Genomic DNA, 22,484 nt, shown 5'->3' with positions numbered 1-22,484 from the left:
CCGGCACTCACTGCTCCTCGGGCTCCGGCTTGCGCAGCTCCCGCTCGCGCCGGCGCAGGTCGGCCTCCCAGCGCTTCATCAGCGACTCGTCCTCGCGCAGCGAGCCGGCGAGATTCCTCAGGAACTCCGGGTCGTCGTCGGGTGCGACCGGACCCTTCGGCCGCTGGTCCTCGGGGAACCCGTTGCCGGGCCGCCAGGTGGTGCCGTTGCTGAGCCGCACGGCCCGGGCGGGGCGCCCGGCGATGAACCAGACGATCGGCCCGATCGGCGAGAACAGCAGGATGATGAAGACCCAGGCGATCCGCGGCAGGGCCCGGATCTGGGAATCTTCGGCGGAGAGGCAGTCGATCAGCGCGATGAGCAGCAACGCGAGGTCGATCAGCACGAACAACGAGTAGAGGCGGACCATGGCGAGAGATCTTCGCATATCCGGATCTCCCGCGCCGCCCGCCGAAGGGACTAATCGGGGGTGACGGACCCGGGCGGGTGGTGGATCCCGCCCGGGTCCGTCCTTCGGGGGCGGGTCAGCCGAGCGCTCCGGACAGCGCCGGGAGGTAGCCGTTGCGGTAGCCGTTGCCCGTCGGGTGGAACGAGTTCGTCGGCGGGACGACGGTCAGGCCGTGCAGCCACGGGCTGGGGCCGCAGATGCCGTGGCCGGCGAATTCGTCCTCGACGTTCGACCAGGTGAAGCCGGCCGCCTGGGACCGCGCGCCGATCATCCTGTTGAGCTCGACGGCGCCCCTGTTCAGCGATTTGCGCTTGGCCACGCTCATGCCGCCGATGCCGCAGTTCGCAACGGTCTCGTCGAACAGGATCGGGTAGCCGAGGACGACGACCTTGGCGTTCGGGGCCTTGCGGCGGATGTCGGCGTACGTGGCGTCGAACTTGGCCGGCATCTGGTCGCGCAGGACGGCCATGGCCTGGGCCACGACGGCCGCGCAGGCGCTGTCGCTGACCAGGGTGCAGGTGATCACGGCGGGGGCGAAGCCGACGTCGTTGCCGCCGATGGTCACCGTGACCAGGTCGGTCCCGCCGTTCAGGGCGGACAGCTGCCCGGAACGCAGGGAGGCGGTGGTGGCGCCGCTGCAGGCGGCCGACCGGTAGGACTTCGGGTCGTTCGCCTTCTCCCACAGGCCGGGGTAGCCGTTCGCGCTGCGCAGGCAGAGCCCGGTCTGCCCGGAAGCGCCGACACCGGACGAGTACGAGTCGCCGAGCGCGACGTAGTCCCATTCGGATATGGGTGCCGCCGCCGCGGCGGGCGTGGCGACGACGATGCTGAGAAGGGTCGAGGTGACGAGGCAGGCGAGGACGGTGGTACGTCTGCTCATCGGGTGGCCTCCGGATCCGCGAAAGGGATGGGGGCCGGAGCGCTCCGGTTACCGAACAGTAAGTCAAGACTTCATGGAAAGAAACATGGTGACATTCCTGTTACCTCGTAGTAACATCCATCGATGTGACCTGCATCTATGTCATGCGGTCATGTTTCATGTGCGGAGTGCAACTATTTTTGCTGCCGGCTTCAGCCGGTCTTCAGCGCGCGCTCAGGTCGGCGGAATAGCGTCGGGACATGGATGAGCAACGGGCCCGGAGAGTCGTCGAGACACTGCGCGGACGCAACGTCTTCGCCCATGTGAAGCTGCCGCACGCCGGCATCACCCAGTACGGAATCCGGGTCGTCCTGCCCGACGGGCGCGAGGCGATCTGGGACAACGACGGCACGGCCGGCCTCGAGGCGCAGGTGATGCGCGACGGCGTACTGGTCGGCTTCGTGTCGTCGATCCCCGGCTCGGAGAACTTCGGCGACGAGCAGATCATCGACGCCATCGCGGCGGCCGACTACGACCGGCCGATCGGCCGCTCCCGGCCCACGACGCCACCGCGCGCCGACCGGATCGCGGCGGCACCGCCCCCGATGGGGCTCGGCGACCGGCTGCGCCGCACCTTCCGGGGCTGAGCCGCCCGGCGGACACCCCCGCCGGGCTCAGCCCACGCCGAAGCCCGCGTTCCCGGCCGGCAGCCGTCGGCCGTCCTTGTCGTACGCGCTGATCCGGCCCAGTCTGCTCCCGGTGCCGACCTGGTCGAGGGTGAACCAGAACAGCACGATCGAGGGGTCCTCGCTCCAGGTGGCCTGCCGCGCCGTGACCTTCCTGCCGTCCGCGGTCGTCGTGATCCTCGCCGCGTCGCCCACGAAGTAGCCGAACGCCGGTACCGGCCCGCTGCCGATCGTCATGGCCGCCTGCGCGGCGTGGAAGCCGGGCGCCCGGTCCGAGCCGGCGGACTCGTTGGACATGACGTCGACGACGAGCCTGCCGTCGGCGTCCCGCCGCCCGGCCACGAGCCCGATGCCGGTGTCCGGCAGGGCGGGGTCCTCGAGTTCGGTGACCCACAGCAGCCGTGGGACACCGTTGGTCCTCATCCCGGTGTCGACGACGTCGCCGAACGCGCCGTCCTGCCGCGGCTCGACCGGCGTGACCTGGACGCCGGTGCCGGACGACCCGGTACCGGCGGGCCGTGCCCCGTCTGGGCGTGCCAGCTGCGCGCCGCCGAACAGCAGGGCCAGCACCGCGAGGCCGGAGGTCGCGCCGACGGCGAGCCGGCGACGGCGGCGCAGCCGGCCGCCGGCGGCCATGACCGCACCCAGATCGAGCGGCCTCGGCTGGAAATCCGGCGTGTTCATGGCCTCTCTCAGGTCGTCGAGATCGTTCACGGGCGTACTCCGCTTTCCGTGCGCCGGGGGGAGGGTATGGAGATCCGGAGCTTGGCGAGGGCCCGGGAGTTGAGGCTCTTGACCGTGCCGAGGGAGAGGTTGAGCTCCCGGGCCACGTCCACCTCGGTCGCGTCGAAGAAGTGCCGCAGCACGACCACCGCGCGCTCACGCGGCGACAGGGCCTGCAGCGCGCCGATCAGCCAGCGGCGCCGGGTGACGTCGTCGGCCAGGTCCCGGGGCAGCGGCTGCTCCGGCATCCGCTCGGTCGCGTACTCGCGCATCGGGCGGCGCCACTGGTCGGTGACCAGGTTGGCCAGGACCGTGCGGGCGTACGCGTAGGGGTCCTTGCGACGCACCCGGCCCCAGGCCGCGTACACCCGGACCAGGGCGGCCTGGGCCGCGTCCTCGGCCTGATGCCGGTCGCCGGTCAGCAGGTATGCGGCGCGCTGCAGCCGCGCCGAGTTCGCCTGCGCGAACTCGACGAACTCGTCGTCGCCTCTTCCAGCTAATCCCACGACGGCCATGACGGGTGAGGGGCGGAAAAGGTTGCGGCAACCTTTTCCGGGGACCGCCCGTCTCGATCATCGTCACGCACCATCCGCCCATCCTGATGGAGATACGCAATGGGACTGTCCCGAAACCGCTGGATCCTCACCGCCGGGGTAACCGGAACCGCACTCGCCGTGGTCGTGGCGGGCGCGGTGGCCGCCAGCGCCGCTCAGGAGAATCCCGCGGGCCGGCCCGCGCTGGCCCCTTCGCGGCCGCCCGCTCCCTCCACTGAAGAGCCGCAACCCGCGCAGGAGCGGCTGGGCGAGGTGGTGGACGCCGGTTTCGCGGCGAAGCAGGGCGCGTGGGTGATTTATGCCGTACCGATCAAGGAGAAGTCGCTGCCCGGCACGCACTTCGGGGTGATGGCGGGCCGCAAGCTGGCCGACGGCACGATCGTCGACGTGGTCGTCGCCAACGAGGTCGAGGGGCCGGACCGGGCGCCCGGCTTCCACGCCGTGCAGGGCGGCATGGAGGTCGAGGGCGAGCGGACCCCGTCCTTCGGCTACTACTCCGGCAACGCCGCGAGGATCACGGCGCGCTCGGGCGGCCGCACCGTCGTGGCGAAGGTGGCCCCGTGGAGCCGGGACGGCCGGGTCAAGTTCTTCTGGTTCGACCCGGCGACCAAGGCCGTCGGCGACCTGAAGGCCTACGACGGCGCCGGCCGCGCGCTGACCAAGGGCAACAACCAGGTCGGTGTCGGCTAGGCGGAAACCCCCTGGGTCCAGACGGCGCGGACCCGCTCGGCCACCTCCGCGGCCTGTTCCCGGCCCGCCTCCCCGGCGGGGGCGCGGCGGGACGGGTCGAGCGGGTTACGGCCGATCGCGGCCAGCGCGGCCCTGGACGGGCTGATCACGGCGGTCCGGACGCCGGCTCCCAGCGCCGCCGCCTGTGCGCCCGGGCGGTCGGCGCGCCGGACCGCGGCGACCATCGGCGCGATCACCACCACCCGGTCGTACCCCGCGGCCAGGTCGACGTTGGCGACCGAGCGCACCCCGCCGTCGATGTAGCGGCGGCCGTTGACGGTCATCGGCGGCCAGACCAGCGGCACCGCGCAGCTCGCGGCCACCGCGTCGACAAGCGACGCACCGCTGTCGCTGTCGAAGACCGCGACCTCGCCGGTGTGTGCCTCCACGGCCGGGATCAGCAGCCGCGCGGCCGGCCAGTCGTCGCGCCGCACCCGCGAGCCGATGGCCCTGCGCCGCTCGGACTCCGGCACCGTGCGGGCCTTCAGCGCGGCCCGGCCCAGGCGGGCCCGGCCACGGGCCCGGCCGCCGGGCCAGAGCGCGGCCAGGACGAAGCCGAGCAGCACCCGGCTGCCGAGCCTGGCGTCGCGGTCGCCGGTGGTGTCGGCGAGCTCGCGCTCGTAGAGCTCGGCGACGGCGGCGCCGCCGGTCAGCTGGGCGGCCACGACCGAGCCGGCCGAGGTGCCGACGAACAGGTCGGCGGTGGTGAGATCCACGCCCCGCTCGGCGAGGCCGTGCAGCAGGCCGATCTCCCACGCGACGCCGGTGACGCCGCCACCACCCAGCACCAGCGCGCGTTTCTCCATGGACATCTATCTACCACCGCCGGCCGCGCGGGGGAACAGCGGACACGCGACGGCGGCCCGGAGCAGGTGCTCCGGGCCGCCGCCCTGTGTCTCCCTATTTCAGATCAGGTGTCTTGCACTCCCGATCAGAAGTCGGCGACCGTGAAGGTCGAACCGCTGGAGATGATCGACATGTCATCACCCACGACGATCGTGCCCGGCGCGGCGTCATTGACGACCGCGACCGTGTACGGACCGGGTGCGACATCCGTCGTGTTGACCGTGCCGTCGGCATCCAGGGTGTTCTGGAGGTCGAGCTGGCAGATGATCTCCGTGTCGTCGATCGGGATCACGCTGGTGCACTCGGTGATGGGCGCTCCGGTCCAGTCACCACTGTTGTCGGTCGGATCGAAGGTGCTGTCGATCAGGAAGACGCGCGCGTCAGTAAGGGCCGGGCTACCCGTGCCCCAGGTCAGGGTCGAGAATCCGGCGCCGATGATGTCGAGGTACGGCGTGGTGGCGGGCGGTGCGGTGTTCGGCGTCACCGTGATGCCGTACGAGTAGGTGTACGAGGCGGCGAGGGTCTTCGTGCCCGACGCCGTGGTGACGCTCACCCCGACGATGCCCGGGGCGTGCGAGCTGGTGTTACCGGTGATCGAGGTGGCCGACACGACCGTGACGTTGGTCAGCGGGCTGCCACCGAGGGAGACGCTCACCGAGCCGGGGGTCGCCGGGAACGGGAAGCCCGTACCCGTGATGGTCACCAGGCTGCCGCCCTGCGCCGGACCGGCGGTCGGGGCGATGGCCGTGACCGTGACGCTCGGCGCGATCGAGTAGACGCCCGCAGCCGCGATGAGCGGGTCGCTGAGCGTGGTGCCCGAGTAGACACACGCGTTGTAGGTCGCGGACGTCTCGGGGCCGGCCAGCGCCACGGTGGCCGGAACGGTGACGAGCAGCTTGGAGTTCGTGAGCTTCGCGACGCCCGTACCGGCATTCGCCGGGCCCGCACCGTGCGTGGGGGTGCAGTCGGTGCGGGTGAACACGACGCCCGGTGCGGCGACGCCGGTCAGGAACGCCGTGGACCCCGTGATGGTGATGGGAGTCGCGGTCGCCGACGCGCCGACGGCCGGGCTCAGCGTGACCGACGGAAGCGCATAGAACGCGGCCTGGCCGACCAGCGAGCTGGTGCCGGCGGTGCCGTTGTAGATGCACAGGGTGTAGGCGCCGTTGGCCAGCGTCGCGGGTGCCGTCGTGGTGACGACCGTCGACGATGTCCGCACCGCGGTGGCGGTGGTGACGCCCGTGGTCGTCCACGTGGCCGGGCAGGTGGACGTGGTGAACAGCGCGCCGGGCACCGCGGTGGTCGGCAGGAACGTCGTCGCGGATGTCGCCGTGATCGGGGTGGCGGTTCCGGGCACGCCGGTCGACGGGGTCAGGACCGGTGTGGACGGCAGCACGTCGTAGGTGCCGACCGAGTGACCCACGATCGTCGTGCCCGTGGTGGCGGTGCTCGAGTACAGACACACCCGCCAGGACCCGACCGGGACCGTGTTCGGCACGGTGAGCGTACCGCCGTCGTTGCCCGTCCTCGCCACGGCCGCCACCAGGTTGGTGGTCGTCGTGGCGCCGTAGTTCAGCGGGCAGGTGCCGGCGGTGTTGAGCCGCCCGACGGGGGCCGTGACGCCCGTGAAGATACCGGTTTCGCTGATGGTGACGGGTGTGCTGACGCCGACCGGGCCGGTAGACGGGGTGAGGGTGGTGATGGCCGTGTCGACCGCGAAGGCGGCCGTGCTGGTCGCGAGGACGGCGGCGGCCGCCACCGACGCCGCAACGCCGACGCGCAACAGGTACGCGCCGGCTCTACGTTCGGACTTGCGCATGCGATGGTCCTCCTACGGTTTCTGTGAACCGCGTAGTTCGGGCTGGGTGGGCCCGCGCACGCAGCAGCGCCGTCGGGCCATCTCGCTGGGAGCCTAACCCGGCATTTCCGGACATTTGCGAAGAGTTACGAAGTTGAGTGTATTTTTGTCCCTTAACCATGCCGAATCGACCACGGTAGACGTTCTCGAGTCCGAATACGCTCGTGCAGTGCGCATTTCCGCGGCGAAACGGCATCGGCCGGCCGCGGACTGCGGCCGGCCGGTGGGCGGGTGAACGGGTCAGCCGAGCTTGGCCCACTGCTTGTCGATCGCGGCGACGCTGGCCGCCGCCGACGGGCGTCCGCCGGGCTTCACCGCGAGCGTGTAGACGCTCCTGGTCGGGCTGGTGCGCCAGCACAGCAGCAGCGTCGGGCGCTCCCGTGCCTCGATGTTGTTGCTGAGGCGAATCTTCGAGGTGCACTCCGAGTTGCCGACGGCCCGGTGTCCGCTGTCGACGATCCATGCCAGTTCCCGGTAGCCGGTGAGATCCTTCCTGGCGGACGCGACCTTGATCGTCTCGGAGCCCCGGCGCACCATGCTGGTGGTCACGTCGGCCTCGCTCACGTTGGCGACGCCGGTGTTCGGCACCGGCCGTTGCACCCGGACGCCCGCCTTCGCGGCCGCCGAGCGGGCCGCCTTGACCCGCTCGGCGGCGGTGCTCGCGCGTGCGTCGGCGGCGGTCGTGGTGGGGTCCTTCGACTGTGCGCGGGTGTGCGGGGTGGCGGAACGGCCGGCGTTGCCCGGCGCGGGCGCCGCGGCGGGCGGTCCGCCGGCCTGCGAGGTTTCGTCGCGGGCGTCGGTCACCTGGTCGGTGACGAACACGGTCAGCCCGAAGAGCGCGAGCAGCCCGACCACGCCGATAATGATCATCTTCTGGCGGGAGATCCGGCGGGAGGCCGCCGACGAATACACCGCGCTCGCGTCGTCGTCGGGTTCCGGCGCTTCGGCGACTGCGTCGTCGTTAGCGTTGCGCATGCTCAGTCCTTTGCGGTCTTGGCAAGCGGGCCCAACGTCGCGGCGGTAGGCCCCGAGACTCGATGGTCCCACACGATCGGACTTAAAGGACTAAAACGCCAATATCGCCCATCGGTCAGGCTCCGAAAAGTTGCTTGTAGACCGCCGCCGACTGCGGATTGGGGAAGCAGGCGGCGTCCGTGCGGTACAGGCTCGACTGCACCCCGCCCTCCCCGCAGTCCGAGAAGTAGGCCTCGTACGCCAGGTGCCGCGCGTGGCCGGCGAACCAGGCGTGCATCCACGTCACGAACGACGGGTTCTCCCGGCCGGCGTCGCCCGTCGGTACCACGCCCCATTCGCCGACCGAGAACAACTTGCCGTGCGCAAGCGCGAACGAGTAGAGCCAGTCCAGGCCCTCCGGGGCCGCGGCCACCCGGTCGAACGCCTCCTTCGTCGGCGACCAGGGGTAGTGGTCGTAGTTGTCGATGCCGACGATGTCCACGTAGTCGTCGCCGGGGTAGCAGTTCGTGCTCACTCCGCCGCACACCCCCGCCGGGGTGCCGTGCGCGTTGATCGTCCAGTCCAGGAGCACCTGCGGGCTGGTGGCGCGGATGTTCGTGGCGGCGCGGCGGTAGCAGGCGATCCAGGTCGCCGTGTCGTCCGCCCGCCACGGTGAGGTCTTCTCGTTGAACTCCCAGCCCAGTCGCACCACCGAGTCGCCCCGGCCGTGGCGGGTCATCAGGGCGCCGAAATTCCTCCAGTCCCGATCCTTTTCGCCGTTCGCGCACGCGGTCAGGTCCGCACTCGCCCCTTTGGGCACCAGGCCCTGCGAGACGACCAGCATGCCGTCGAAGTCCGAGAACAGGTCGAACGTCCAGCCGGTGCCGGCCGTCATCGACTCCCACGAGGTGCGGTCCGTGTAGGTCTGCGCGACCCGGCACGCCCGGCCGCGCGCGGTGCAGAAGGCGTTGACGTGCGCGGTGTCGAACATCGGGTCGCCGTTGACGCCGGACAGGCCGTTCGGCCCCGGCCAGCTGCCGTCCGTCCGGGGGAGCGCGATCAGCCGCCGGGCGGAGCGCGATTCGGCGGAGGACGGTGCTCCGCGGGACGCGGAGGCGGCCGCGGACGGGGCGGCGGCGGATGCGGACGGGGTGGCGGCCGGTGGTCGTTCGTCGCCCGTGGTCACCAGGACGGCAGCACCGAGGCCGGCGAGCAGGACCAGCGCCGCGACGCCGGCCGGCCACCAGCGCCGCGGGCCGCGCGGTCGTTCGTCGGCCATGCGGTGCCCTCCGGCGATTCGAGCGTTCTGCCCGATTGTGCCAGCTTCCGGGGTCGGGCGTGGCCAAGTCGATCGAGCGGGCCGAGAATGAGGATTGCCTTACCTAAAGAATGGCTTACCTCATTTGTAAACGTGCGAAAAATGGCGTCGGCCATGCCGCGCGAAGCCGCTTCACATAGTTTATGGTCGGCTAGGAGAAAGGGAGGGCCACATGACTCAGATGATGGCGATGCCGCGCGTGCAGACCTGCACGGTCAGCACCTGCGGTTACAACAACGACGGCTGCACGGCGTTCGCGATCACTATCGGTGGCGTGAACGCGGCGTGCGACACGTACGTCGAGACCGCCGACAAGGGTGGGATGGGCGAGGTCGCGGCCCAGGTCGGCGCCTGCAAGCGGTCCGACTGTGTGCACAACACGGAGCTCGAGTGTCACGCGCCGTCGATCATGGTCGGCGCGGCGCAGGACCGCGCGGACTGCCTCACCTTCGAGGCGCGATAAGCTTTCTATTAAACTTAGCCTTACCTTAAAGGCCGTCTCCCGCACCCGGGGAGGCGGCCTTTTCGTCGACCATTATTCATTGTCGTGCCTGGTTGTCTGCGGCCCGCCGGTGCTCGGCCGCTCGGGGGGCCGGTTGACCGCGGCGGGCCGAGGCGGTAGGTTGTTCTCAGATCGAGTCTTACTCACATCGAGAACAACGCGGAGCGATGATGGCGAACGAACGGGAGTTCCTCGAGAGCTACGACCCGAGTGAGTTCGCGCCCACCGCCGTCACCGTCGACGTCGCGGCCCTCACCATCCGGGACGGCCGGCTGCACGTCCTGCTCGTGGAGCGCGGCGGCCACCCGTTCTCCGGCTGGCGTGCCCTGCCCGGCGGCTTCGTGCGCGACGAGACGCTCGACGCCGCCGCCCTGCGTGAGCTCGCCGAGGAGACCGGCCTGCGCCCGGGCGAGGACGACCTGGACCGGGTGCACCTCGAGCAGCTCCGGTCGTACGGGAACCCGGGGCGTGACCCCCGCATGCGGGTCGTCTCGGTCGCCTACCTGGCGTTCGCGCCGAGCCTGCCCGACCCGCGGGCCGGCGGCGACGCGTCCGGCGCCTTCTGGGTGCCCGTCGACGAGGCCGGCGAGCTGGCCTTCGACCACGCGACGATCCTCGCGGACGCCCTCGACCGGGCCCGCGCCAAGCTGGAGTACACGCCGCTGGCCACCGCGTTCGTCGGCGACGAGTTCACCATCGGCGAGCTGCGGGCGGTCTACGCGGCGGTCTGGGGCGAGGAGCTGCACGCCGGCAACTTCCACCGCAAGGTGCTGTCGGTGCCGGGCTTCGTCGAGAGCACCGGCGAGACGGCGGCCCGGGGCGGGGAGCGCGGCGGGCCCAAGGCGCGGCTCTACCGGGCCGGCGACGCGCGGCTGCTGCACCCGGCGCTGCTGCGGCCGGCCCGCGAGGACGGGATCCGATGAACGCGACGCCGTCGTTCGCGGACGCCGTCGGCCGCATCGCCGCGGCGAGCACCTTCGCGGACCTGGTGGACGACGCGCGCGGGCAGACCGCCGGGCACGCGTACCGGATGCTGGTCAAGGTGGTGCATCCGGACGTCGCGCCGGCGGGCCGGTGCGCGGACGCGACGACCGCCCTCGCCCGGCTCTCGGACCTCTGGGCCGGGCGCGACGGCCGGGCGCTGACGACCCGGCGTGCGACCTACCGGGTCAGCGGCGTGGTCGCGAGCGGCGACATCGCCGAGCTCTACGCGGTCGACGGCGACGCGGCGCTGCTCAAGCTGCCCCGCCGGCCGGGCGACAACGACCTGATGCGCGCCGAGGCCGCCGCCCTCGGCAGGCTGGCCGCCGACGGCGAACCGAGGTTCCGGGCCTACGCGCCGCGACTGATCGAGAGCTTCACCCATGAGGATCACGCGAAGGCGCGCCGGACGGCGACGATCGTCGAGCGTCAGAACGGTTTCGTGTCCCTCGCGGACGTGCGCCGCGCCTACCCGGGCGGTATCGATCCGCGCGACGCCGCCTGGATATGGCGGCGGCTGCTCACCGGGCTCGGCTGGGCGCACCGGGCCGGCGTCGTGCACGGCGCGGTCCTGCCCGAGCACGTCCTCGTCCACCCCGCGGAGCACGGCGTGGTCCTCGTCGACTGGTGCTACTCCGTGTCGCCCGGCACGCCCGTGCCGGCGCTGGTCGCGAAGCACCGGGGCGCGTACCCGCCCGAGGTGACCGCTGGGCGGCCGGCCACCGCCGCCACCGACATCTTCATGGCGACCGGCCTGATGCTGCGCCTCATCCAGAACCCCCCGGCCGCACTGCGGCGCTTCGCGGCCGGCTGCAGCTACGACGCGCCGCGCATGCGTCCGCAGGACGCGTGGTCGCTGCTCGAGGAGCTCGACGAGCTGCTCGAGAACCTGTACGGCCCCCGCCGCTTTCGCCCCTTCGCGATGCCGGCGTGACTCACCAGGAGGTATGAAATGGGAAGCGGACACTGGTCCACCGACGTCTACTCCGCGGCCGCCGGCTACCGGGCCGCCAGCGGCGCGAGCGCCTTCGCCTACAGCGACAGCGGCGCCCGCAAGGCACACCCGGCGCTCGACCCGATGAACGTCGGCAAGCGGGAGAGCCGCGACAGCGACGAGCACCCGACGAGCACCCCGATCGCCGTCCTCTTCGACGTGACCGGCTCGATGGGCACCGTACCGCGGGTGCTGCAGACCAAGCTGCCGCAGCTGCTCGGCCTGCTGACCCGCAAGGGCTACGCCACCGATCCGCACATCCTGTTCGGCGCGATCGGGGACGCCACCTGCGACCGGGTGCCGCTGCAGATCGGCCAGTTCGAGTCCGACAACCGCATGGACGAGGACCTGGCCCGCATCGTCCTCGAGGGCGGTGGCGGCGGCCAGCGCCGAGAGTCGTACGAGCTCGCCATGTACTTCATGGCCCGGCACACCAGCCTCGACTCCGTCGCCGAGCGCGGCCGCCGCGGCTACCTCTTCATCATCGGCGACGAGATGCCGTACCCGCAGGTCAAGCCGAAGGAGGTCAAGAGGTTCGTCGGCGACCGGCTGGGCGAGCCGATCGCGATCGAGGCCATGCTCGCCGAGCTGCGGCGCAGCTTCGACGTCTACTACATCATGCCGACCGCGGCCGGCTGGGGCGGCGACCCGGAGATCCTGGGCTACTGGCGCGCCCTGCTCGGCCAGCACGTCATCGAGCTGGACGACCTCGACGCGGTCTGCGAGACCATCGCGCTGACCGTCGGACTCGGCGAGGAGTCCATCGACCTCGACGCCGGACTCGCCGACCTGGTCGAGGTCGGATCGGTGTCCGGCCCGTCGGTCGGCAGGGCGCTCGCGCCGCTCGGCGCGGGGCGGGTCGCGGCCGTTCGTTCCCCGCTGGACCCGGGCGGCGCGGCAACGCCGAGCGGGAACGAACGGCTGTGAACCACGCGGGACACGTCGCCGTGGTCGACCTCGGCTACGGCGACGCCGGCAAGGGCACGGTGGTGGACGCGCTCTGCGCTACCGGGCCGGTCACCGCGGTGATCAGGTTCAACGGGGGAGCGCAGGCCGCGCACAACGTGGTCACGCCGGAGGGCCGGCACCACACGTTCGCGCAGTTCGGGTCGGGCACGTTGCAGGGCGTGCCCACCCACCTGTCGCGCTTCGTGGTGGTCGACCCGCTCGCGCTCGCGGCCGAGGCCGCCGCCCTCGGCAACCCGTTCCACCTGCTCACCGTGGACGGCGACGCGCTGCTCGCCACGCCGTGGCATCGCGCCGCGAACCGGGCCCGCGAGCGGCGGCGCGGGCGCGGACGGCACGGCTCGTGCGGCATGGGCGTCGGACAGACCGTCGAGTACGCCCTCGGCCACCCCGACGCGCCCCGGGTGCGCGACGTGCTGTCGAGCACCCGGCTGCGTTCCCGGCTGGCCGCGGTGCAGGCCGCGTACGGCCCGCTGGATGCGGCTCCCCTCGACGACGTCGTGGACGCGTTCCTCGCCTTCGGCCGCATGGTGTCCATCGTGGACGACTCGTACCTCGGCGGCCTGCTGGACCGGGGGCGGTGTGTCTTCGAGGGCGCGCAGGGTGTGCTGCTGGACGAGTGGCGGGGCTGGCATCCGTACACGACGTGGTCCACGACGACCTTCGACAACGTGGCGGCGCTGTGCCCCGACTTCTTCCGGCTGGGGGTGGTGCGGACGTACACGACCCGGCACGGCCCCGGGCCGTTCGTCGCCGCCGCGCCGCTGGACCTGCCCGAGGCGCACAACGGCACGGGGGAGTGGCAGGGCGCGTTCCGGGTGGGCCACTTCGACGCGGTGGCGCACCGGTACGCCGTCGAGGTCGCCGGCGGGGTTGACGGCCTGGCGGTCACCCACCTCGACGCGCCGCCGCGTGAGCCGGGGCTGCGCGTCTGCACCTCGTACGACCTGGACGGCGCGCGGTGGGAGCGCATCGTGCCGGCGCCGCCGCGGGACCTGGGCCGGCAGGCCGCGCTGACGGCGCTGCTGGCCCGGTCCCGCCCCGGCGACCTGGAACGGCCCGTGGACTGGCCGGACCGGATCGGCGAACTGCTGGACGCGCCGGTGGTCCTGGAGTCGTACGGGCCGCGCCGCACCGACAAGCGGATCGCGGCGCCGGCGATGGCGCTATAGGTACATGCCCGTCGACGGCGGGGTGGTCGGCACGGTCACCGGCCGGGTGCCGGTCCGCAGCGCGTACAGCTCGGCGAGGGTCGCCCCGTCCGGGCCGACGCCCGCCGGGGTGCCGAGCCAGGCGACCGCCTCGCCGTACGGCAGGCGCCCGACCTCGATGCTGGCCAGACAGCGACCCGGCCGGACCACCGCGGGGTGCAGCGACGCCAGGTCCTCGTTCGTGGTGATCGCGATGAGCGCGTTGCGGCCCTGGCCGAGCAGCCCGTCGGTCAGGTTGAGCAGCCGGGAGAGCGACTGCCCCGCGGCCGCCTTGGCCTCGCCGCTGATCAGCTCGTCGCAGTCCTCGAGCATGAGCAGCCGCCAGCGCGGCTCGTCGTCGTCGCCGCTGCCCAGGGCCACGCTCATCAGGTAGGCGGGGTCGGCGAACAGCCGCTCGGGGTCGAGCACGCAGTCGACCTGGCACCACGAGCGCCACTGCTGGGCCAGCGCGCGCAGGGCCGTCGTCTTGCCGGTGCCGGGCTCGCCGTGCAGCAGCATGAGGCGGCCGTTGACCGCGGTGCCGTCGATGGCCATCAGCCGTTCCAGGGTGCGCGCCACCGGCTCCGCGTAGTTCGCGCGGATCTTCTCCCACGGCGCGGCGTCGATCTCGCGCTGCACGCGGCGCGGGCCGTGCGGCCCGAAGTGCCAGAAGCCGATCGGCACGCTGTCGGCGGCCGGGGGCGGCTCCTCGACGGCGTTCTCGACCGCGACGGCCAGCACCGACTCGGCCATCTCGGCGCTGACCGCGGTGACCGTCACGCGTGCGCGGCGGCTCTGCGTCCAGCGGGTGACGTGCAGGGTCCAGCCATCGCCGACGGAGAGCCGGCCGTGGCCGTCCTCCTCGACCGCGTCCCGGACGATCCGGGCGTCGTCGGTGGTCAGCAGGGCTTCGGCGCGGACGTTCTCGAGGTAGGTCGTGCGGCCGTACGGCTCCCGCCCGGTGACGAACGCGTCGAGCGCGAGCAGGTCAACGACGTCCACCAGCCGGTCGCCGTCGTCGACGGCGCCGGACAGCGGCAGCGACGCGGACGCGAGCGAAGCGACGGCCGGCTCCGCGGTGCGGCCGCCGAGCCGGTCGACGGACTGATGGGGGGTGCGCATTACCCCATGATCGACCCCGGGTGGGGGATGAGCACCCCGTTTTTCTGCAGCCGTATCCGAACGGGATGGTCCCCTGCGTGTGCCGCGTACCCGGTTTCCAAGATCCTCTGCCATTGGTCACGTTAGGTTGACCTAACCCTGCGTGACCAGGACTCATACGAGGATTGGAGGCCCTGCATGGCGCCACACGCGCCCATCTCGCGCCGGAACCTGTTGTTCGGCGCGGCCGGTGTCGCGGCCACCGGAATGCTTGCGGCCTGCGGCGATGACGACAATCCGGACACGGGAAGTTCCCCGGCCGCCTCCGGCGGCGCCTTCCCGACCACCGTGCCGCACCAGTTCGGCAGCACCACCCTCGAGAAGGCGCCCGCCGCGGTCGTCTCGCTCGGCTGGGCCGACGCCGACGCGCTGCTCGCCCTCGGCGTCGTGCCGGTCGGCATCCTCGACTGGTTCCAGGCCTGGCCGACCGGCGTCGGACCCTGGGCCGAGCCGAAGCTGGGCGGCGCCAAGCCGACGGTCCTCACCGGCCCCGAGATCAACTTCGAGACCGTGGCCACCCTGCGGCCCGACCTCGTCACCCTGACCAAGAGCGACAACGTGAAGGCCACCTGGGAGAAGCTGGAGAAGCTCGCGCCCACGCTCTCCGGCCCGGCCGGCACGCAGCCGTACGGCACCACCCTCGAGGACCAGACGATGACGATCGCCCAGGTGCTTGGCCGCGAGGCCGAGGGCGAGGCCCTGGTCGCGGCCAACGAGAAGGCGCTCGCCGACGCCAACGCGGCCAACCCCGAGTTCGACGGCAAGACCGTGGTCGTCGCGGCCGCGTTCGGCGGACAGTACGGCGCGTACACCAGCGGCGACGGCCGGGTGCAGTTCATGGAGGCGCTGGGCTTCAAGAACTCGCCGAAGATCGAGGCGCTCAACCCGCCCACCTACTACGCACAGATCTCCAAGGAGCAGGTCGCCCTGCTCGACGCCGACCTCACCGTCGTCTTCGCCATCGGCGCCGGCGAGGCGCTCGCGAAGGACCCCGTCCTCAACAGCATCCCGTCCGCGAAGGACGGCCGGATGCTGATCATCGACGACCCCGACCTGGCCAACGCGTTCTCCACCAACTCGGTGCTGAGCACGCCGTACGTGATCGAGAGGTTCGTGCCGATGGTCAAGGACGCCCTGGCGTGACCCACACCGCCGCCGAGCGGGCCGGATACACCACCCTCGAGGCGCGGGTCCGCGCCCGGGGAGGGCTCACCGCGCGGGGCCTCGGGCTGGTGCTCGCCGGTGCCGCGCTGGTCGCGGTGGCGGCCCTGAGCGTCGCGGTCGGCACCAAGCCGATCCCGCTCGGCGCGGTGTGGGACGCGATCTCGACCGGGAGCGGGACCACGCAGGACGCCCGGATCGTCCTCGACCTGCGGATCCCGCGGACGCTGATCGGGCTGGCCGCGGGGATCGCGCTCGGCCTGGCGGGCGCGCTGATGCAGGCGCTGACCCGCAACCCCCTGGCCGACCCCGGCATCCTCGGCATCAACGCGGGCGCGGCCACCGCCGTCGTGCTCGGCATCCGGGTGCTCGGCGTCGGCTCGCTGACCGGCTACATCTGGTTCGCGTTCGCCGGTGCGGCGGGCGCGTTCGTCGTGGTCTACCTGCTCGGCACCCGCGGCCGCTCCGCCGCCTCCCCCGAGCGCCTCGCGCTGGCCGGCGCCGCCGTCGGCGCGGCCCTGCTGGCAATCACCAACGCGGTCGCGCTGCTCGACGTCACCACGTTCGACCGCTACCGGCTGTGGACCGTCGGATCCCTCGCCGGGCGCGACCTGAGCGTCCTCTGGGGCGTGCTGCCGTTCATCGTGGGCGGCACGCTGCTGGCCCTGCTCCTCGGCCCCTCGCTCAACGTCATCGCGCTCGGCGAGGACACCGCGCGCGCCCTGGGCGCCGACCTGAACCGCACACGGGTGCTGTCGGCCGTCGCCGTCACGCTGCTCTGCGGCGCCGCCACCGCCGCCGTCGGGCCGATCGCGTTCGTCGGGCTCGCCGTGCCGCACATCGCCCGGATGGTGGTCGGGCCGGACCAGCGCTGGATGCTGCCGTACTCACTGGTCCTGGCGCCGATCCTGCTGCTGCTCGCGGACATCGTCGGGCGCCTGGTCGTGCGCCCCGGCGAGTTGCAGGCCGGCCTGGTCACCGCGTTCCTCGGCGCCCCGGTCTTCCTCGCCGTGATCATGCGCCGCCGGATCGTGCCGCTTTGAGGCGCCGGATCACCGTCCGGGCCCCGGGCCTCGCCCTGCGCCTCGACCTGCGCACCCTGTGGGTCGCGGGCGCGCTGCTGCTGGCCGTGTTCGCCGGCTTCGTGCTGACCGTCGCGGCGGTCGGCGTGCGGCTCCCGTTCGCCGACATCATCGAGATCCTCGACGGCGGCGGCCGGCGCGCCGATCGCTTCATCCTGCTCGACCTGCGCCTGCCGCGGGTCACCCTCGGCCTGCTCGTCGGCGCCGCGCTGGCCATGTCCGGCGCGGTCTTCCAGAGCCTGTCGCGCAACCCGCTCGGCAGCCCCGACATCGTCGGCTTCACCACCGGCTCCGCCACCGGCGCGATCCTCGCGATCGTCGTTCTCGGCGCCGGCCCGGCCGGCGCCGCCGGCGCGGCCATCGCGAGCGGCATCGTCACCGCCCTGATCGTGTACGGGCTGGCGGCGGTCGGCGGCGGCGCGATCCGACGCCTCGTACTCGTCGGCATCGGCATCAGCGCCATGCTGGTGGCGGTGAACAGCTACCTGATCAGCCGGGCCCGGCTCGACGCGGCCCAGTCCGCGGCGGTCTGGCTGGTCGGCACCCTGAACGGGCGGAACTGGGAGTACGTGCGCCTGCTCGGCCTGGCCCTGCTGGCGCTGACGCCGCCGCTGCTGATGCTCGGCCGGCGGCTGCGGATGCTCGAGATGGGCGACGAGTCCGCGCAGTCCCTCGGCGTACGCGTGCACCGGTCCCGCCTGATGCTGGTGGTCCTCGCGGTCGCGGTGTGCGCGGTGGCGACCGCCGCGACCGGCCCGGTCGCGTTCGTGGCGCTGGCCGCGCCGCAGATCACCCGGCGCCTCACCGCGGCGCCGGCGCCGCAACTGCTGCCGGCGGCGATCACCGGGGCACTGCTGATGGTGCTCAGCGACTTCGTCGCGCAGCGGCTGCTGGCCCCCGCCCAGCTGCCGGTCGGAGTGGTGACCGGCGCGGTCGGCGGGGTCTACCTGGCCTGGCTGCTCAGCATCCAATTTCGAAAGGAAGGCCGATGACCGCGCGGCTGTCCGGCTCGGACCTGACCCTCGCGTACGACAGCCGGGTGATCGCCTCCGCCCTCGACGTGAGCATCCCGGACGGCTCCTTCACGGTGATCGTCGGGCCGAACGCGTGCGGCAAGTCGACGCTGCTGCGTGCGCTCGCCGCGCTGCTCGTGCCGAAGCGGGGTTCCGTGGTGCTGGACGGTGCGTCGATCAGCTCGTACCGGGCGAAGGAGGTGGCCCGGCGGCTCGGCCTGCTGCCGCAGACGGCGACCGCGCCCGAGGGCATCTCGGTGGCGGACCTGGTCGCCCGCGGCCGGTACCCGCACCAGAAGCTCCTGCGCCAGTGGACACCGGAGGACGAGAACCAGGTCGCGGCGGCGATGGAGGCGACCGGCGTGACGGCGCTGGCGGACCGGGCGGTCGACGAGCTGTCGGGCGGCCAGCGGCAGCGGGTGTGGATGGCGATGGCGCTGGCACAGCAGACGGACATCCTGCTGCTCGACGAGCCCACCACGTTCCTGGACATCGCCTACCAGATCGACCTGCTGGACATGTGCGCCGACCTGAACGAGCAGGGCCGGACGCTGGTCGCGGTCCTGCACGACCTCAACCAGGCCTGCCGCTACGCGACACACCTGATCGCCATGAAGGCCGGGAAGATCGTCGCGGAGGGTGACCCGAGTGAGATCATCACGGCCGAACTGGTCGCGGACGTGTACGGCCTGGCCTGCGAGGTGATCCCGGACCCGCAGACGCACACGCCGCTGGTGGTCCCGGCGGCGCGTGCCGCCCGCGGTGGCCGGCTGATCCGCTAGGTCTTCCGCCGCCGCAGCACGAACACCGGGATCGAACGCTTCGTTTTCTTCTCGTAGCCGGCGTAGGTCGGGAACGCCTCGACCGCGCGCTCCCACCACACCGCCCGCTCGGCGCCCGAAACCTCGTGCGCGACGTACTCGTGCCTCTCCTCGCCGTCCTGCAGCTCGACCTCGGGGTTCTTGCGCAGGTTGTAGACCCAGACCGGGTTCTTCGGGCCGCCGCCGAGCGAGCCGACCACCGCGTACTCGCCGTCGTGCTCGACGCGCATCAGGGCCGTCTTGCGCAGCAGGCCGGTCCGGGCGCCGACCGAGGTCAGGACGATGACCGGGCGGCCCTGGATGTCGCCGGCCCGCGCACCGTTCGTCGCCTCATACGTCTCGGCCTGCTCGCGGGCCCAGTTCGACGTGCTCGGGCCGTATTCGCCGGTGAGAGGCATGCGGACTCCTCAGTCGGAGGTCGGGGTCAGTACGAAGACCGGGATGATCCGGTCGGTCTTGGTCTGGTAGTCAGCGTACGGCGGCCAGGCCTCGACGGCCCGCTTCCACCACAGCTCCCGCTCCTCGCCGTGCACCTCGCGGGCGTCGTAGTCGCGCTTGACGTCGAGGTCCTGCAGCTCGACGCGCGGGTTCTTGGCCAGGTTCCAGTACCAGACCGGATGCTTCGGTGCGCCGCCCAGGGACGCGACCACCGCGTACCGGCCGTCGTGTTCGATCCGCATCAGCGGGCTCTTGCGCAGCTTGCCGCTCTTGGCGCCGACCGACGTGAGCACGATGATCGGCTTACCCTGCAGCTCGTTCGCCTCCGCACCGTTGCTGGCCTCGAACTGCTCCACCTGCTCGCGGGCCCAGTCCGACGGGCTCGGCTCGTATACACCGGTCAATGGCATGAGAACTCCTCCTCAGAGTGCGACGAGGCCCGCGGCGGTCGGCGTGAAGCCGCAGGCCTTCTGATAGAAGCCGGCCAGGCCGGCCTCGTAGTCCACGTGCAGCCAACGACATCCCGCCGCCCGGGCGCCGTCGGTGGCGACCCGCACCAGTCCCGTGCCGACGCCCCGCCCGCGTACGTCCGGCGCGACGACGGTGTCGAGGATGAAGGCGTGTGCGCCGCCGTCCCAGGCGACGTTGACGAAGCCGACCAGCCGCTCCCGCAGGCGTGCGCAGACCCAGCCCAGGCTGTGCCGCTCGACCCGGGCCAGCCAGTCGATTCCCTCAGGGGGACGGTCGAAACCCGCCGCGTGCAGAGCGTCGAGGGCGTCGCTGCCGAAACCGGCCCGCCACCCGTACGCGATAGTCACGCCGAAAGCCTATCCACGATGGCGGCCCCTCCGCCGCCGCGTTGCATGAAGCCGACCCCGCGGGCGGTCGCATCGGGACATCATCCGCCCTGCGGGCGTCGGATAGCCTCACGATCATGCCTGCGATCGATGTCGGCGACATCACCCTGCACTACGAGGAGTCCGGGCGTGGCGCGCCGGTGCTGCTGATACCCGGCACCGCCGCGCGCGGCCGCACCTGGTGGCTGCACCAGGTGCCGGCCCTGGTCGGCGCCGGCTACCGGGCGATCACCCTGGACAACCGCGGCGTCGGCCAGAGCGGCCCGGCCCGGCCGGGCCTGACCGTCGCCGACCTGGTCGCGGACACGGTGGCGGTGATCGAGCGGGTCGCGGGCGGTCCGTGCCGGCTGATCGGCACGTCGCTCGGCGCGTACGTGGTGCAGGAGGTGCTGCTCGCCCGCCCGGACCTGGCCGACCGGGCCGTCCTGATGGCGAGCCGGGCCCGGCCGGACGCGATGTCCCTGGCGCTGGCGGCCGCGGAGCGCGCCATGGCCGACGCCGGGATATCGCTGCCGCCCGGGTACGACGCGGTCAACCGCGCGCTGCAGAACCTGTCGCCGCGGACCCTCGAGGAGCCGGAGGCGGCGCAGGACTGGCTCGACATCCTGGAGATGTCGCCGACGAACTGGGCCGACAAGGGGCAGCGCCCCCAGCTGGACGTGACAGTGGACACCGACCGGCGGGCGGCGTACGGGACGATCCGCGTGCCCACCCTGGTGCTGTCGTTCGCCGACGACCTGATCGCGCCGGCCGTCCGCGGCCGCGAACTGGCCACGGCGATCCCCGGCGCCCGGTACGCACGGATCGCGGACGCGGGCCACTACGGCTATCTCGAACAACCGGACGCCGTGAACGACGCCATCCTGGAGTTCTTCGCCGATGCTTGAGCGCATCCTTCCGCCGGGCGTGCGGACCGCGTACACGAGGACCGACCCGCCGGAGGCCGAGATCTTCCCGGCGGAGGCCGCCCTCATCGCGAACGCCGTCGCCAAGCGCAGGAACGAGTTCACGACGGTCCGGCACTGCGCGCGGCTCGCCCTGGCCGAGCTGGGTGTGCCGCCCGTGCCGATCCTGCCGGGGGTGCGCGGCGCGCCGGTCTGGCCCGACGGGATCGTGGGCAGCATGACGCACTGCGTGGGCTACCGCGGGGCGGCGGTCGCGCGGGCGGGCGAGACCCGGGGCATCGGCATCGACGCCGAGGTGCACGGCCCGCTGCCGGAGGGCGTACTGGACCTCGTGTCGTCGGAGCAGGAGCGTGCGCATCTGGCGCAACTGGCGCGGCAACGGCCCTCGGTGCAGTGGGAGCGGCTGCTGTTCAGCGCGAAGGAGTCCGTCTACAAGGTATGGTCGCCGCTGACCGGAGAGTGGCTCGGTTTCGAGGGTGCGGCCGTGACGTTCGATCCGGCGGCGGAGACGTTCTCGGCGCGGCTGCTGGTCGACGGGCCGTTCGAGACGCTGGCCGGGCGGTTCCTGGTGGACGGCGGCATCGTGCTCACGGCCATCGCCCTGGGCGGTCCCGTGCGATGAGGCGGCTGGGCGCGGGCGTGGACAACGTCGCGTACCTGGTCGGCGACCTGGTCGTGCGGTTCCGGCGCACCGACCCCGCCGAGGTGGCGCGGGAGGCCCGGCTGCTGCGGGTGGTCGGAGCCGTCTCGCCGGTCCCGGTGCCCGTGCCGGAGTTCGTCGATCCGGTGGGCGGCTGCCTCGCCTACCGGATGCTGCCGGGGGTGCCCCTGCTCTCGGTCACCGACCGGGACCCGGGTGCCCTGGGCGCGCGGCTCGGCCGCCTGCTCGCGGCCCTGCACGCCGTGGCCTCCCCGGATCCTTCGGAGGCCTCCTGGAGCATCGACGACGCCCCGCCTCGGGAGTGGCTGGACGAGGCGCTGTCCCTGTGGCCCGAGGTCGAGGCCGAGGTGCCGCAGGCGTGGCGCGGCACGGTGCGTGCGTTCCTGCGCGCGCCGGCGCCGGAGCCGGCGGCGTCGCTCGCCTTCTCACATCAGGACCTCGGTGCCGAGCACGTGCTGGTCGATCCCGGCACTGGGGAGATCACCGGGGTCGTCGACTGGTCGGATGCGGCGGTGGGGGATCCCGCCCGGGACCTCGGTCTGATCCTGCGCGATCTCGGGCCGGTGGCGTTCGCGGCGGCGGTGCGGGAGGTGGCCCCGGACCTGCGCGGACCGGGCACCGCCGAGCGCGCCCACTTCTATGCGCGCTGCGGCCTGATCGCCGACCTCGAGTACGGCATCAGCACGGCTCAGCCGGCCTATCGGGAGAAGTCGATCGCCGCGCTGGACCGGCTCTTCACACCGATCCGGAGCTAGTGCCGTGACCACAAACGTTCGC

26 protein-coding genes are annotated in these 22,484 nt (G+C 72.3%); 14 read left to right on the top strand and 12 right to left on the bottom strand.

Annotated features, from left to right (window positions below; translation table 11 throughout):
- Positions 1-7: 7 nt before the first annotated feature.
- Positions 8-409, bottom strand: coding sequence for a PLD nuclease N-terminal domain-containing protein (locus AB0B58_RS15830; protein ID WP_360224217.1), 402 nt, complete (start codon positions 407-409; stop codon positions 8-10).
- A gap of 115 nt (positions 410-524) precedes the next feature.
- Positions 525-1,328 carry an SGNH/GDSL hydrolase family protein gene (locus AB0B58_RS15825; RefSeq protein ID WP_360223798.1) on the bottom strand — a complete coding sequence of 268 codons (804 nt, stop codon included), beginning with the start codon at positions 1,326-1,328 and terminating at the stop codon, positions 525-527.
- 239 nt (positions 1,329-1,567) lie between these two features.
- Here AB0B58_RS15825 and AB0B58_RS15820 point away from each other — a divergent pair, with 239 nt between their 5' ends.
- Entirely contained in the window at positions 1,568-1,954 is a 387-nt protein-coding gene (locus AB0B58_RS15820; RefSeq protein WP_360223796.1) for a hypothetical protein, read from the top strand.
- Positions 1,955-1,981: 27 nt separating this feature from the next.
- On the opposite strand, the gene AB0B58_RS15815 is transcribed toward AB0B58_RS15820, so the two are convergent.
- A complete protein-coding gene (locus AB0B58_RS15815) occupies positions 1,982-2,707 on the bottom strand; it encodes a hypothetical protein (RefSeq protein WP_360223794.1) in 726 nt (241 codons plus the stop codon).
- Positions 2,704-3,231, bottom strand: coding sequence for a SigE family RNA polymerase sigma factor (locus AB0B58_RS15810; RefSeq protein WP_360223792.1), 528 nt, complete (start codon positions 3,229-3,231; stop codon positions 2,704-2,706). Before AB0B58_RS15810 ends, AB0B58_RS15815 begins: the two co-directional genes overlap by 4 nt.
- A 99-nt stretch (positions 3,232-3,330) precedes the next feature.
- Here AB0B58_RS15810 and AB0B58_RS15805 point away from each other — a divergent pair, with 99 nt between their 5' ends.
- Positions 3,331-3,960, top strand: a complete 630-nt coding sequence (locus AB0B58_RS15805; protein WP_360223790.1) for a hypothetical protein — start codon at positions 3,331-3,333, stop codon at positions 3,958-3,960.
- Here AB0B58_RS15805 and AB0B58_RS15800 read toward each other — a convergent pair.
- From AB0B58_RS15800 to AB0B58_RS15785, 4 genes are all read right to left on the bottom strand, one after another.
- Positions 3,957-4,805, bottom strand: a complete 849-nt coding sequence (locus tag AB0B58_RS15800; protein ID WP_360223788.1) for a patatin-like phospholipase family protein — start codon at positions 4,803-4,805, stop codon at positions 3,957-3,959. The genes AB0B58_RS15805 and AB0B58_RS15800 overlap by 4 nt on opposite strands.
- Positions 4,806-4,930: 125 nt before the next feature.
- The gene (locus AB0B58_RS15795) at positions 4,931-6,664 is read right to left on the bottom strand and encodes an IPT/TIG domain-containing protein (RefSeq protein WP_360223786.1); all 1,734 of its coding nucleotides are present in this window, start codon (positions 6,662-6,664) and stop codon (positions 4,931-4,933) included.
- 279 nt (positions 6,665-6,943) lie between these two features.
- Positions 6,944-7,678, bottom strand: coding sequence for a hypothetical protein (locus AB0B58_RS15790; protein ID WP_360223784.1), 735 nt, complete (start codon positions 7,676-7,678; stop codon positions 6,944-6,946).
- Positions 7,679-7,793: 115 nt separating this feature from the next.
- On the bottom strand, positions 7,794-8,936 hold the full coding sequence (locus tag AB0B58_RS15785) for a glycosyl hydrolase (RefSeq protein ID WP_360223782.1): 1,143 nt from the start codon (positions 8,934-8,936) through the stop codon (positions 7,794-7,796).
- Between the two features lie 211 nt (positions 8,937-9,147).
- Between AB0B58_RS15785 and AB0B58_RS15780 the strand changes: the two genes are divergently transcribed.
- The 5 genes from AB0B58_RS15780 (at position 9,148) to AB0B58_RS15760 (ending at position 13,590) form a co-directional block, all read left to right on the top strand.
- Positions 9,148-9,438 carry a DUF1540 domain-containing protein gene (locus AB0B58_RS15780; RefSeq protein ID WP_360223780.1) on the top strand — a complete coding sequence of 97 codons (291 nt, stop codon included), beginning with the start codon at positions 9,148-9,150 and terminating at the stop codon, positions 9,436-9,438.
- 209 nt (positions 9,439-9,647) lie between these two features.
- Positions 9,648-10,400 (top strand): NUDIX domain-containing protein, encoded by a 753-nt coding sequence (locus AB0B58_RS15775; protein WP_360223778.1) that lies wholly within the window; start codon positions 9,648-9,650, stop codon positions 10,398-10,400.
- On the top strand, positions 10,397-11,392 hold the full coding sequence (locus AB0B58_RS15770; RefSeq protein ID WP_360223776.1) for a molecular chaperone DnaJ: 996 nt from the start codon (positions 10,397-10,399) through the stop codon (positions 11,390-11,392). The genes AB0B58_RS15775 and AB0B58_RS15770 overlap by 4 nt, the downstream gene beginning before the upstream one ends.
- Before the next feature lie 18 nt (positions 11,393-11,410).
- The gene (locus AB0B58_RS15765) at positions 11,411-12,379 is read left to right on the top strand and encodes a hypothetical protein (RefSeq protein ID WP_360223774.1); all 969 of its coding nucleotides are present in this window, start codon (positions 11,411-11,413) and stop codon (positions 12,377-12,379) included.
- A complete protein-coding gene (locus AB0B58_RS15760; protein WP_360223772.1) occupies positions 12,376-13,590 on the top strand; it encodes an adenylosuccinate synthetase in 1,215 nt (404 codons plus the stop codon). Before AB0B58_RS15765 ends, AB0B58_RS15760 begins: the two co-directional genes overlap by 4 nt.
- Here AB0B58_RS15760 and AB0B58_RS15755 read toward each other — a convergent pair.
- A complete protein-coding gene (locus AB0B58_RS15755) occupies positions 13,585-14,730 on the bottom strand; it encodes a DUF5925 domain-containing protein (RefSeq protein ID WP_360223770.1) in 1,146 nt (381 codons plus the stop codon). The genes AB0B58_RS15760 and AB0B58_RS15755 overlap by 6 nt on opposite strands.
- Before the next feature lie 177 nt (positions 14,731-14,907).
- On the opposite strand from AB0B58_RS15755, the gene AB0B58_RS15750 reads away from it, so the two are divergent.
- From AB0B58_RS15750 to AB0B58_RS15735, 4 genes are read left to right on the top strand one after another with little or no spacing between them, the layout of a single operon-like run.
- Positions 14,908-15,912 (top strand): iron-siderophore ABC transporter substrate-binding protein, encoded by a 1,005-nt coding sequence (locus tag AB0B58_RS15750; protein WP_360223768.1) that lies wholly within the window; start codon positions 14,908-14,910, stop codon positions 15,910-15,912.
- The gene (locus AB0B58_RS15745) at positions 15,909-16,973 is read left to right on the top strand and encodes an iron chelate uptake ABC transporter family permease subunit (RefSeq protein ID WP_360223766.1); all 1,065 of its coding nucleotides are present in this window, start codon (positions 15,909-15,911) and stop codon (positions 16,971-16,973) included. The genes AB0B58_RS15750 and AB0B58_RS15745 overlap by 4 nt, the downstream gene beginning before the upstream one ends.
- Complete coding sequence (locus AB0B58_RS15740; RefSeq protein WP_360223764.1) at positions 16,970-18,004, top strand: iron chelate uptake ABC transporter family permease subunit; 1,035 nt, start codon at positions 16,970-16,972, stop codon at positions 18,002-18,004. The genes AB0B58_RS15745 and AB0B58_RS15740 overlap by 4 nt, the downstream gene beginning before the upstream one ends.
- Complete coding sequence (locus AB0B58_RS15735) at positions 18,001-18,807, top strand: ATP-binding cassette domain-containing protein (protein ID WP_360223762.1); 807 nt, start codon at positions 18,001-18,003, stop codon at positions 18,805-18,807. Before AB0B58_RS15740 ends, AB0B58_RS15735 begins: the two co-directional genes overlap by 4 nt.
- On the opposite strand, the gene AB0B58_RS15730 is transcribed toward AB0B58_RS15735, so the two are convergent.
- From AB0B58_RS15730 to AB0B58_RS15720, 3 genes are read right to left on the bottom strand one after another with little or no spacing between them, the layout of a single operon-like run.
- Positions 18,804-19,244 (bottom strand): nitroreductase family deazaflavin-dependent oxidoreductase, encoded by a 441-nt coding sequence (locus AB0B58_RS15730; RefSeq protein WP_360223760.1) that lies wholly within the window; start codon positions 19,242-19,244, stop codon positions 18,804-18,806. The genes AB0B58_RS15735 and AB0B58_RS15730 overlap by 4 nt on opposite strands.
- Before the next feature lie 9 nt (positions 19,245-19,253).
- Positions 19,254-19,694, bottom strand: a complete 441-nt coding sequence (locus AB0B58_RS15725) for a nitroreductase family deazaflavin-dependent oxidoreductase (protein WP_360223758.1) — start codon at positions 19,692-19,694, stop codon at positions 19,254-19,256.
- A 12-nt stretch (positions 19,695-19,706) separates the two neighbouring features.
- A complete protein-coding gene (locus AB0B58_RS15720) occupies positions 19,707-20,102 on the bottom strand; it encodes a GNAT family N-acetyltransferase (protein WP_360223756.1) in 396 nt (131 codons plus the stop codon).
- Positions 20,103-20,218: 116 nt separating this feature from the next.
- Between AB0B58_RS15720 and AB0B58_RS15715 the strand changes: the two genes are divergently transcribed.
- Genes AB0B58_RS15715 through AB0B58_RS15705 form a run of 3 tightly spaced genes read left to right on the top strand, consistent with a single transcriptional unit; the run spans position 20,219 to position 22,462 of the window.
- Positions 20,219-21,028, top strand: a complete 810-nt coding sequence (locus AB0B58_RS15715) for an alpha/beta hydrolase (protein WP_360223754.1) — start codon at positions 20,219-20,221, stop codon at positions 21,026-21,028.
- On the top strand, positions 21,021-21,668 hold the full coding sequence (locus tag AB0B58_RS15710) for a 4'-phosphopantetheinyl transferase superfamily protein (RefSeq protein WP_360223752.1): 648 nt from the start codon (positions 21,021-21,023) through the stop codon (positions 21,666-21,668). The genes AB0B58_RS15715 and AB0B58_RS15710 overlap by 8 nt, the downstream gene beginning before the upstream one ends.
- The gene (locus AB0B58_RS15705) at positions 21,665-22,462 is read left to right on the top strand and encodes an aminoglycoside phosphotransferase family protein (RefSeq protein WP_360223750.1); all 798 of its coding nucleotides are present in this window, start codon (positions 21,665-21,667) and stop codon (positions 22,460-22,462) included. The genes AB0B58_RS15710 and AB0B58_RS15705 overlap by 4 nt, the downstream gene beginning before the upstream one ends.
- The last annotated feature ends 22 nt before the right edge of the window (positions 22,463-22,484 follow it).

Origin of the sequence: Actinoplanes sp. NPDC049118 (genome assembly GCF_040648555.1) — a bacterium.
In the GTDB taxonomy this organism is placed as follows: Bacteria; Actinomycetota; Actinomycetes; order Mycobacteriales; family Micromonosporaceae; genus Actinoplanes.
This window is presented reverse-complemented; position numbering and strand designations above follow the sequence as displayed.

Coding starts and splice junctions, on each gene's coding strand:
- AB0B58_RS15770 (WP_360223776.1), top strand. CDS start 10,397: ATGAACGCGACGCCGTCGTTCGCGGACGCCGTCGGCCGCATCGCCGCG.
- AB0B58_RS15820 (WP_360223796.1), top strand. CDS start 1,568: ATGGATGAGCAACGGGCCCGGAGAGTCGTCGAGACACTGCGCGGACGC.
- AB0B58_RS15790 (WP_360223784.1), bottom strand. CDS start 7,678: ATGCGCAACGCTAACGACGACGCAGTCGCCGAAGCGCCGGAACCCGAC.
- AB0B58_RS15755 (WP_360223770.1), bottom strand. CDS start 14,730: ATGCGCACCCCCCATCAGTCCGTCGACCGGCTCGGCGGCCGCACCGCG.
- AB0B58_RS15765 (WP_360223774.1), top strand. CDS start 11,411: ATGGGAAGCGGACACTGGTCCACCGACGTCTACTCCGCGGCCGCCGGC.
- AB0B58_RS15780 (WP_360223780.1), top strand. CDS start 9,148: ATGACTCAGATGATGGCGATGCCGCGCGTGCAGACCTGCACGGTCAGC.
- AB0B58_RS15730 (WP_360223760.1), bottom strand. CDS start 19,244: ATGCCTCTCACCGGCGAATACGGCCCGAGCACGTCGAACTGGGCCCGC.
- AB0B58_RS15805 (WP_360223790.1), top strand. CDS start 3,331: ATGGGACTGTCCCGAAACCGCTGGATCCTCACCGCCGGGGTAACCGGA.
- AB0B58_RS15705 (WP_360223750.1), top strand. CDS start 21,665: ATGAGGCGGCTGGGCGCGGGCGTGGACAACGTCGCGTACCTGGTCGGC.
- AB0B58_RS15710 (WP_360223752.1), top strand. CDS start 21,021: ATGCTTGAGCGCATCCTTCCGCCGGGCGTGCGGACCGCGTACACGAGG.
- AB0B58_RS15785 (WP_360223782.1), bottom strand. CDS start 8,936: ATGGCCGACGAACGACCGCGCGGCCCGCGGCGCTGGTGGCCGGCCGGC.
- AB0B58_RS15795 (WP_360223786.1), bottom strand. CDS start 6,664: ATGCGCAAGTCCGAACGTAGAGCCGGCGCGTACCTGTTGCGCGTCGGC.
- AB0B58_RS15830 (WP_360224217.1), bottom strand. CDS start 409: ATGGTCCGCCTCTACTCGTTGTTCGTGCTGATCGACCTCGCGTTGCTG.
- AB0B58_RS15810 (WP_360223792.1), bottom strand. CDS start 3,231: ATGGCCGTCGTGGGATTAGCTGGAAGAGGCGACGACGAGTTCGTCGAG.
- AB0B58_RS15715 (WP_360223754.1), top strand. CDS start 20,219: ATGCCTGCGATCGATGTCGGCGACATCACCCTGCACTACGAGGAGTCC.
- AB0B58_RS15775 (WP_360223778.1), top strand. CDS start 9,648: ATGGCGAACGAACGGGAGTTCCTCGAGAGCTACGACCCGAGTGAGTTC.
- AB0B58_RS15725 (WP_360223758.1), bottom strand. CDS start 19,694: ATGCCATTGACCGGTGTATACGAGCCGAGCCCGTCGGACTGGGCCCGC.
- AB0B58_RS15750 (WP_360223768.1), top strand. CDS start 14,908: ATGGCGCCACACGCGCCCATCTCGCGCCGGAACCTGTTGTTCGGCGCG.
- AB0B58_RS15825 (WP_360223798.1), bottom strand. CDS start 1,328: ATGAGCAGACGTACCACCGTCCTCGCCTGCCTCGTCACCTCGACCCTT.
- AB0B58_RS15735 (WP_360223762.1), top strand. CDS start 18,001: ATGACCGCGCGGCTGTCCGGCTCGGACCTGACCCTCGCGTACGACAGC.
- AB0B58_RS15800 (WP_360223788.1), bottom strand. CDS start 4,805: ATGGAGAAACGCGCGCTGGTGCTGGGTGGTGGCGGCGTCACCGGCGTC.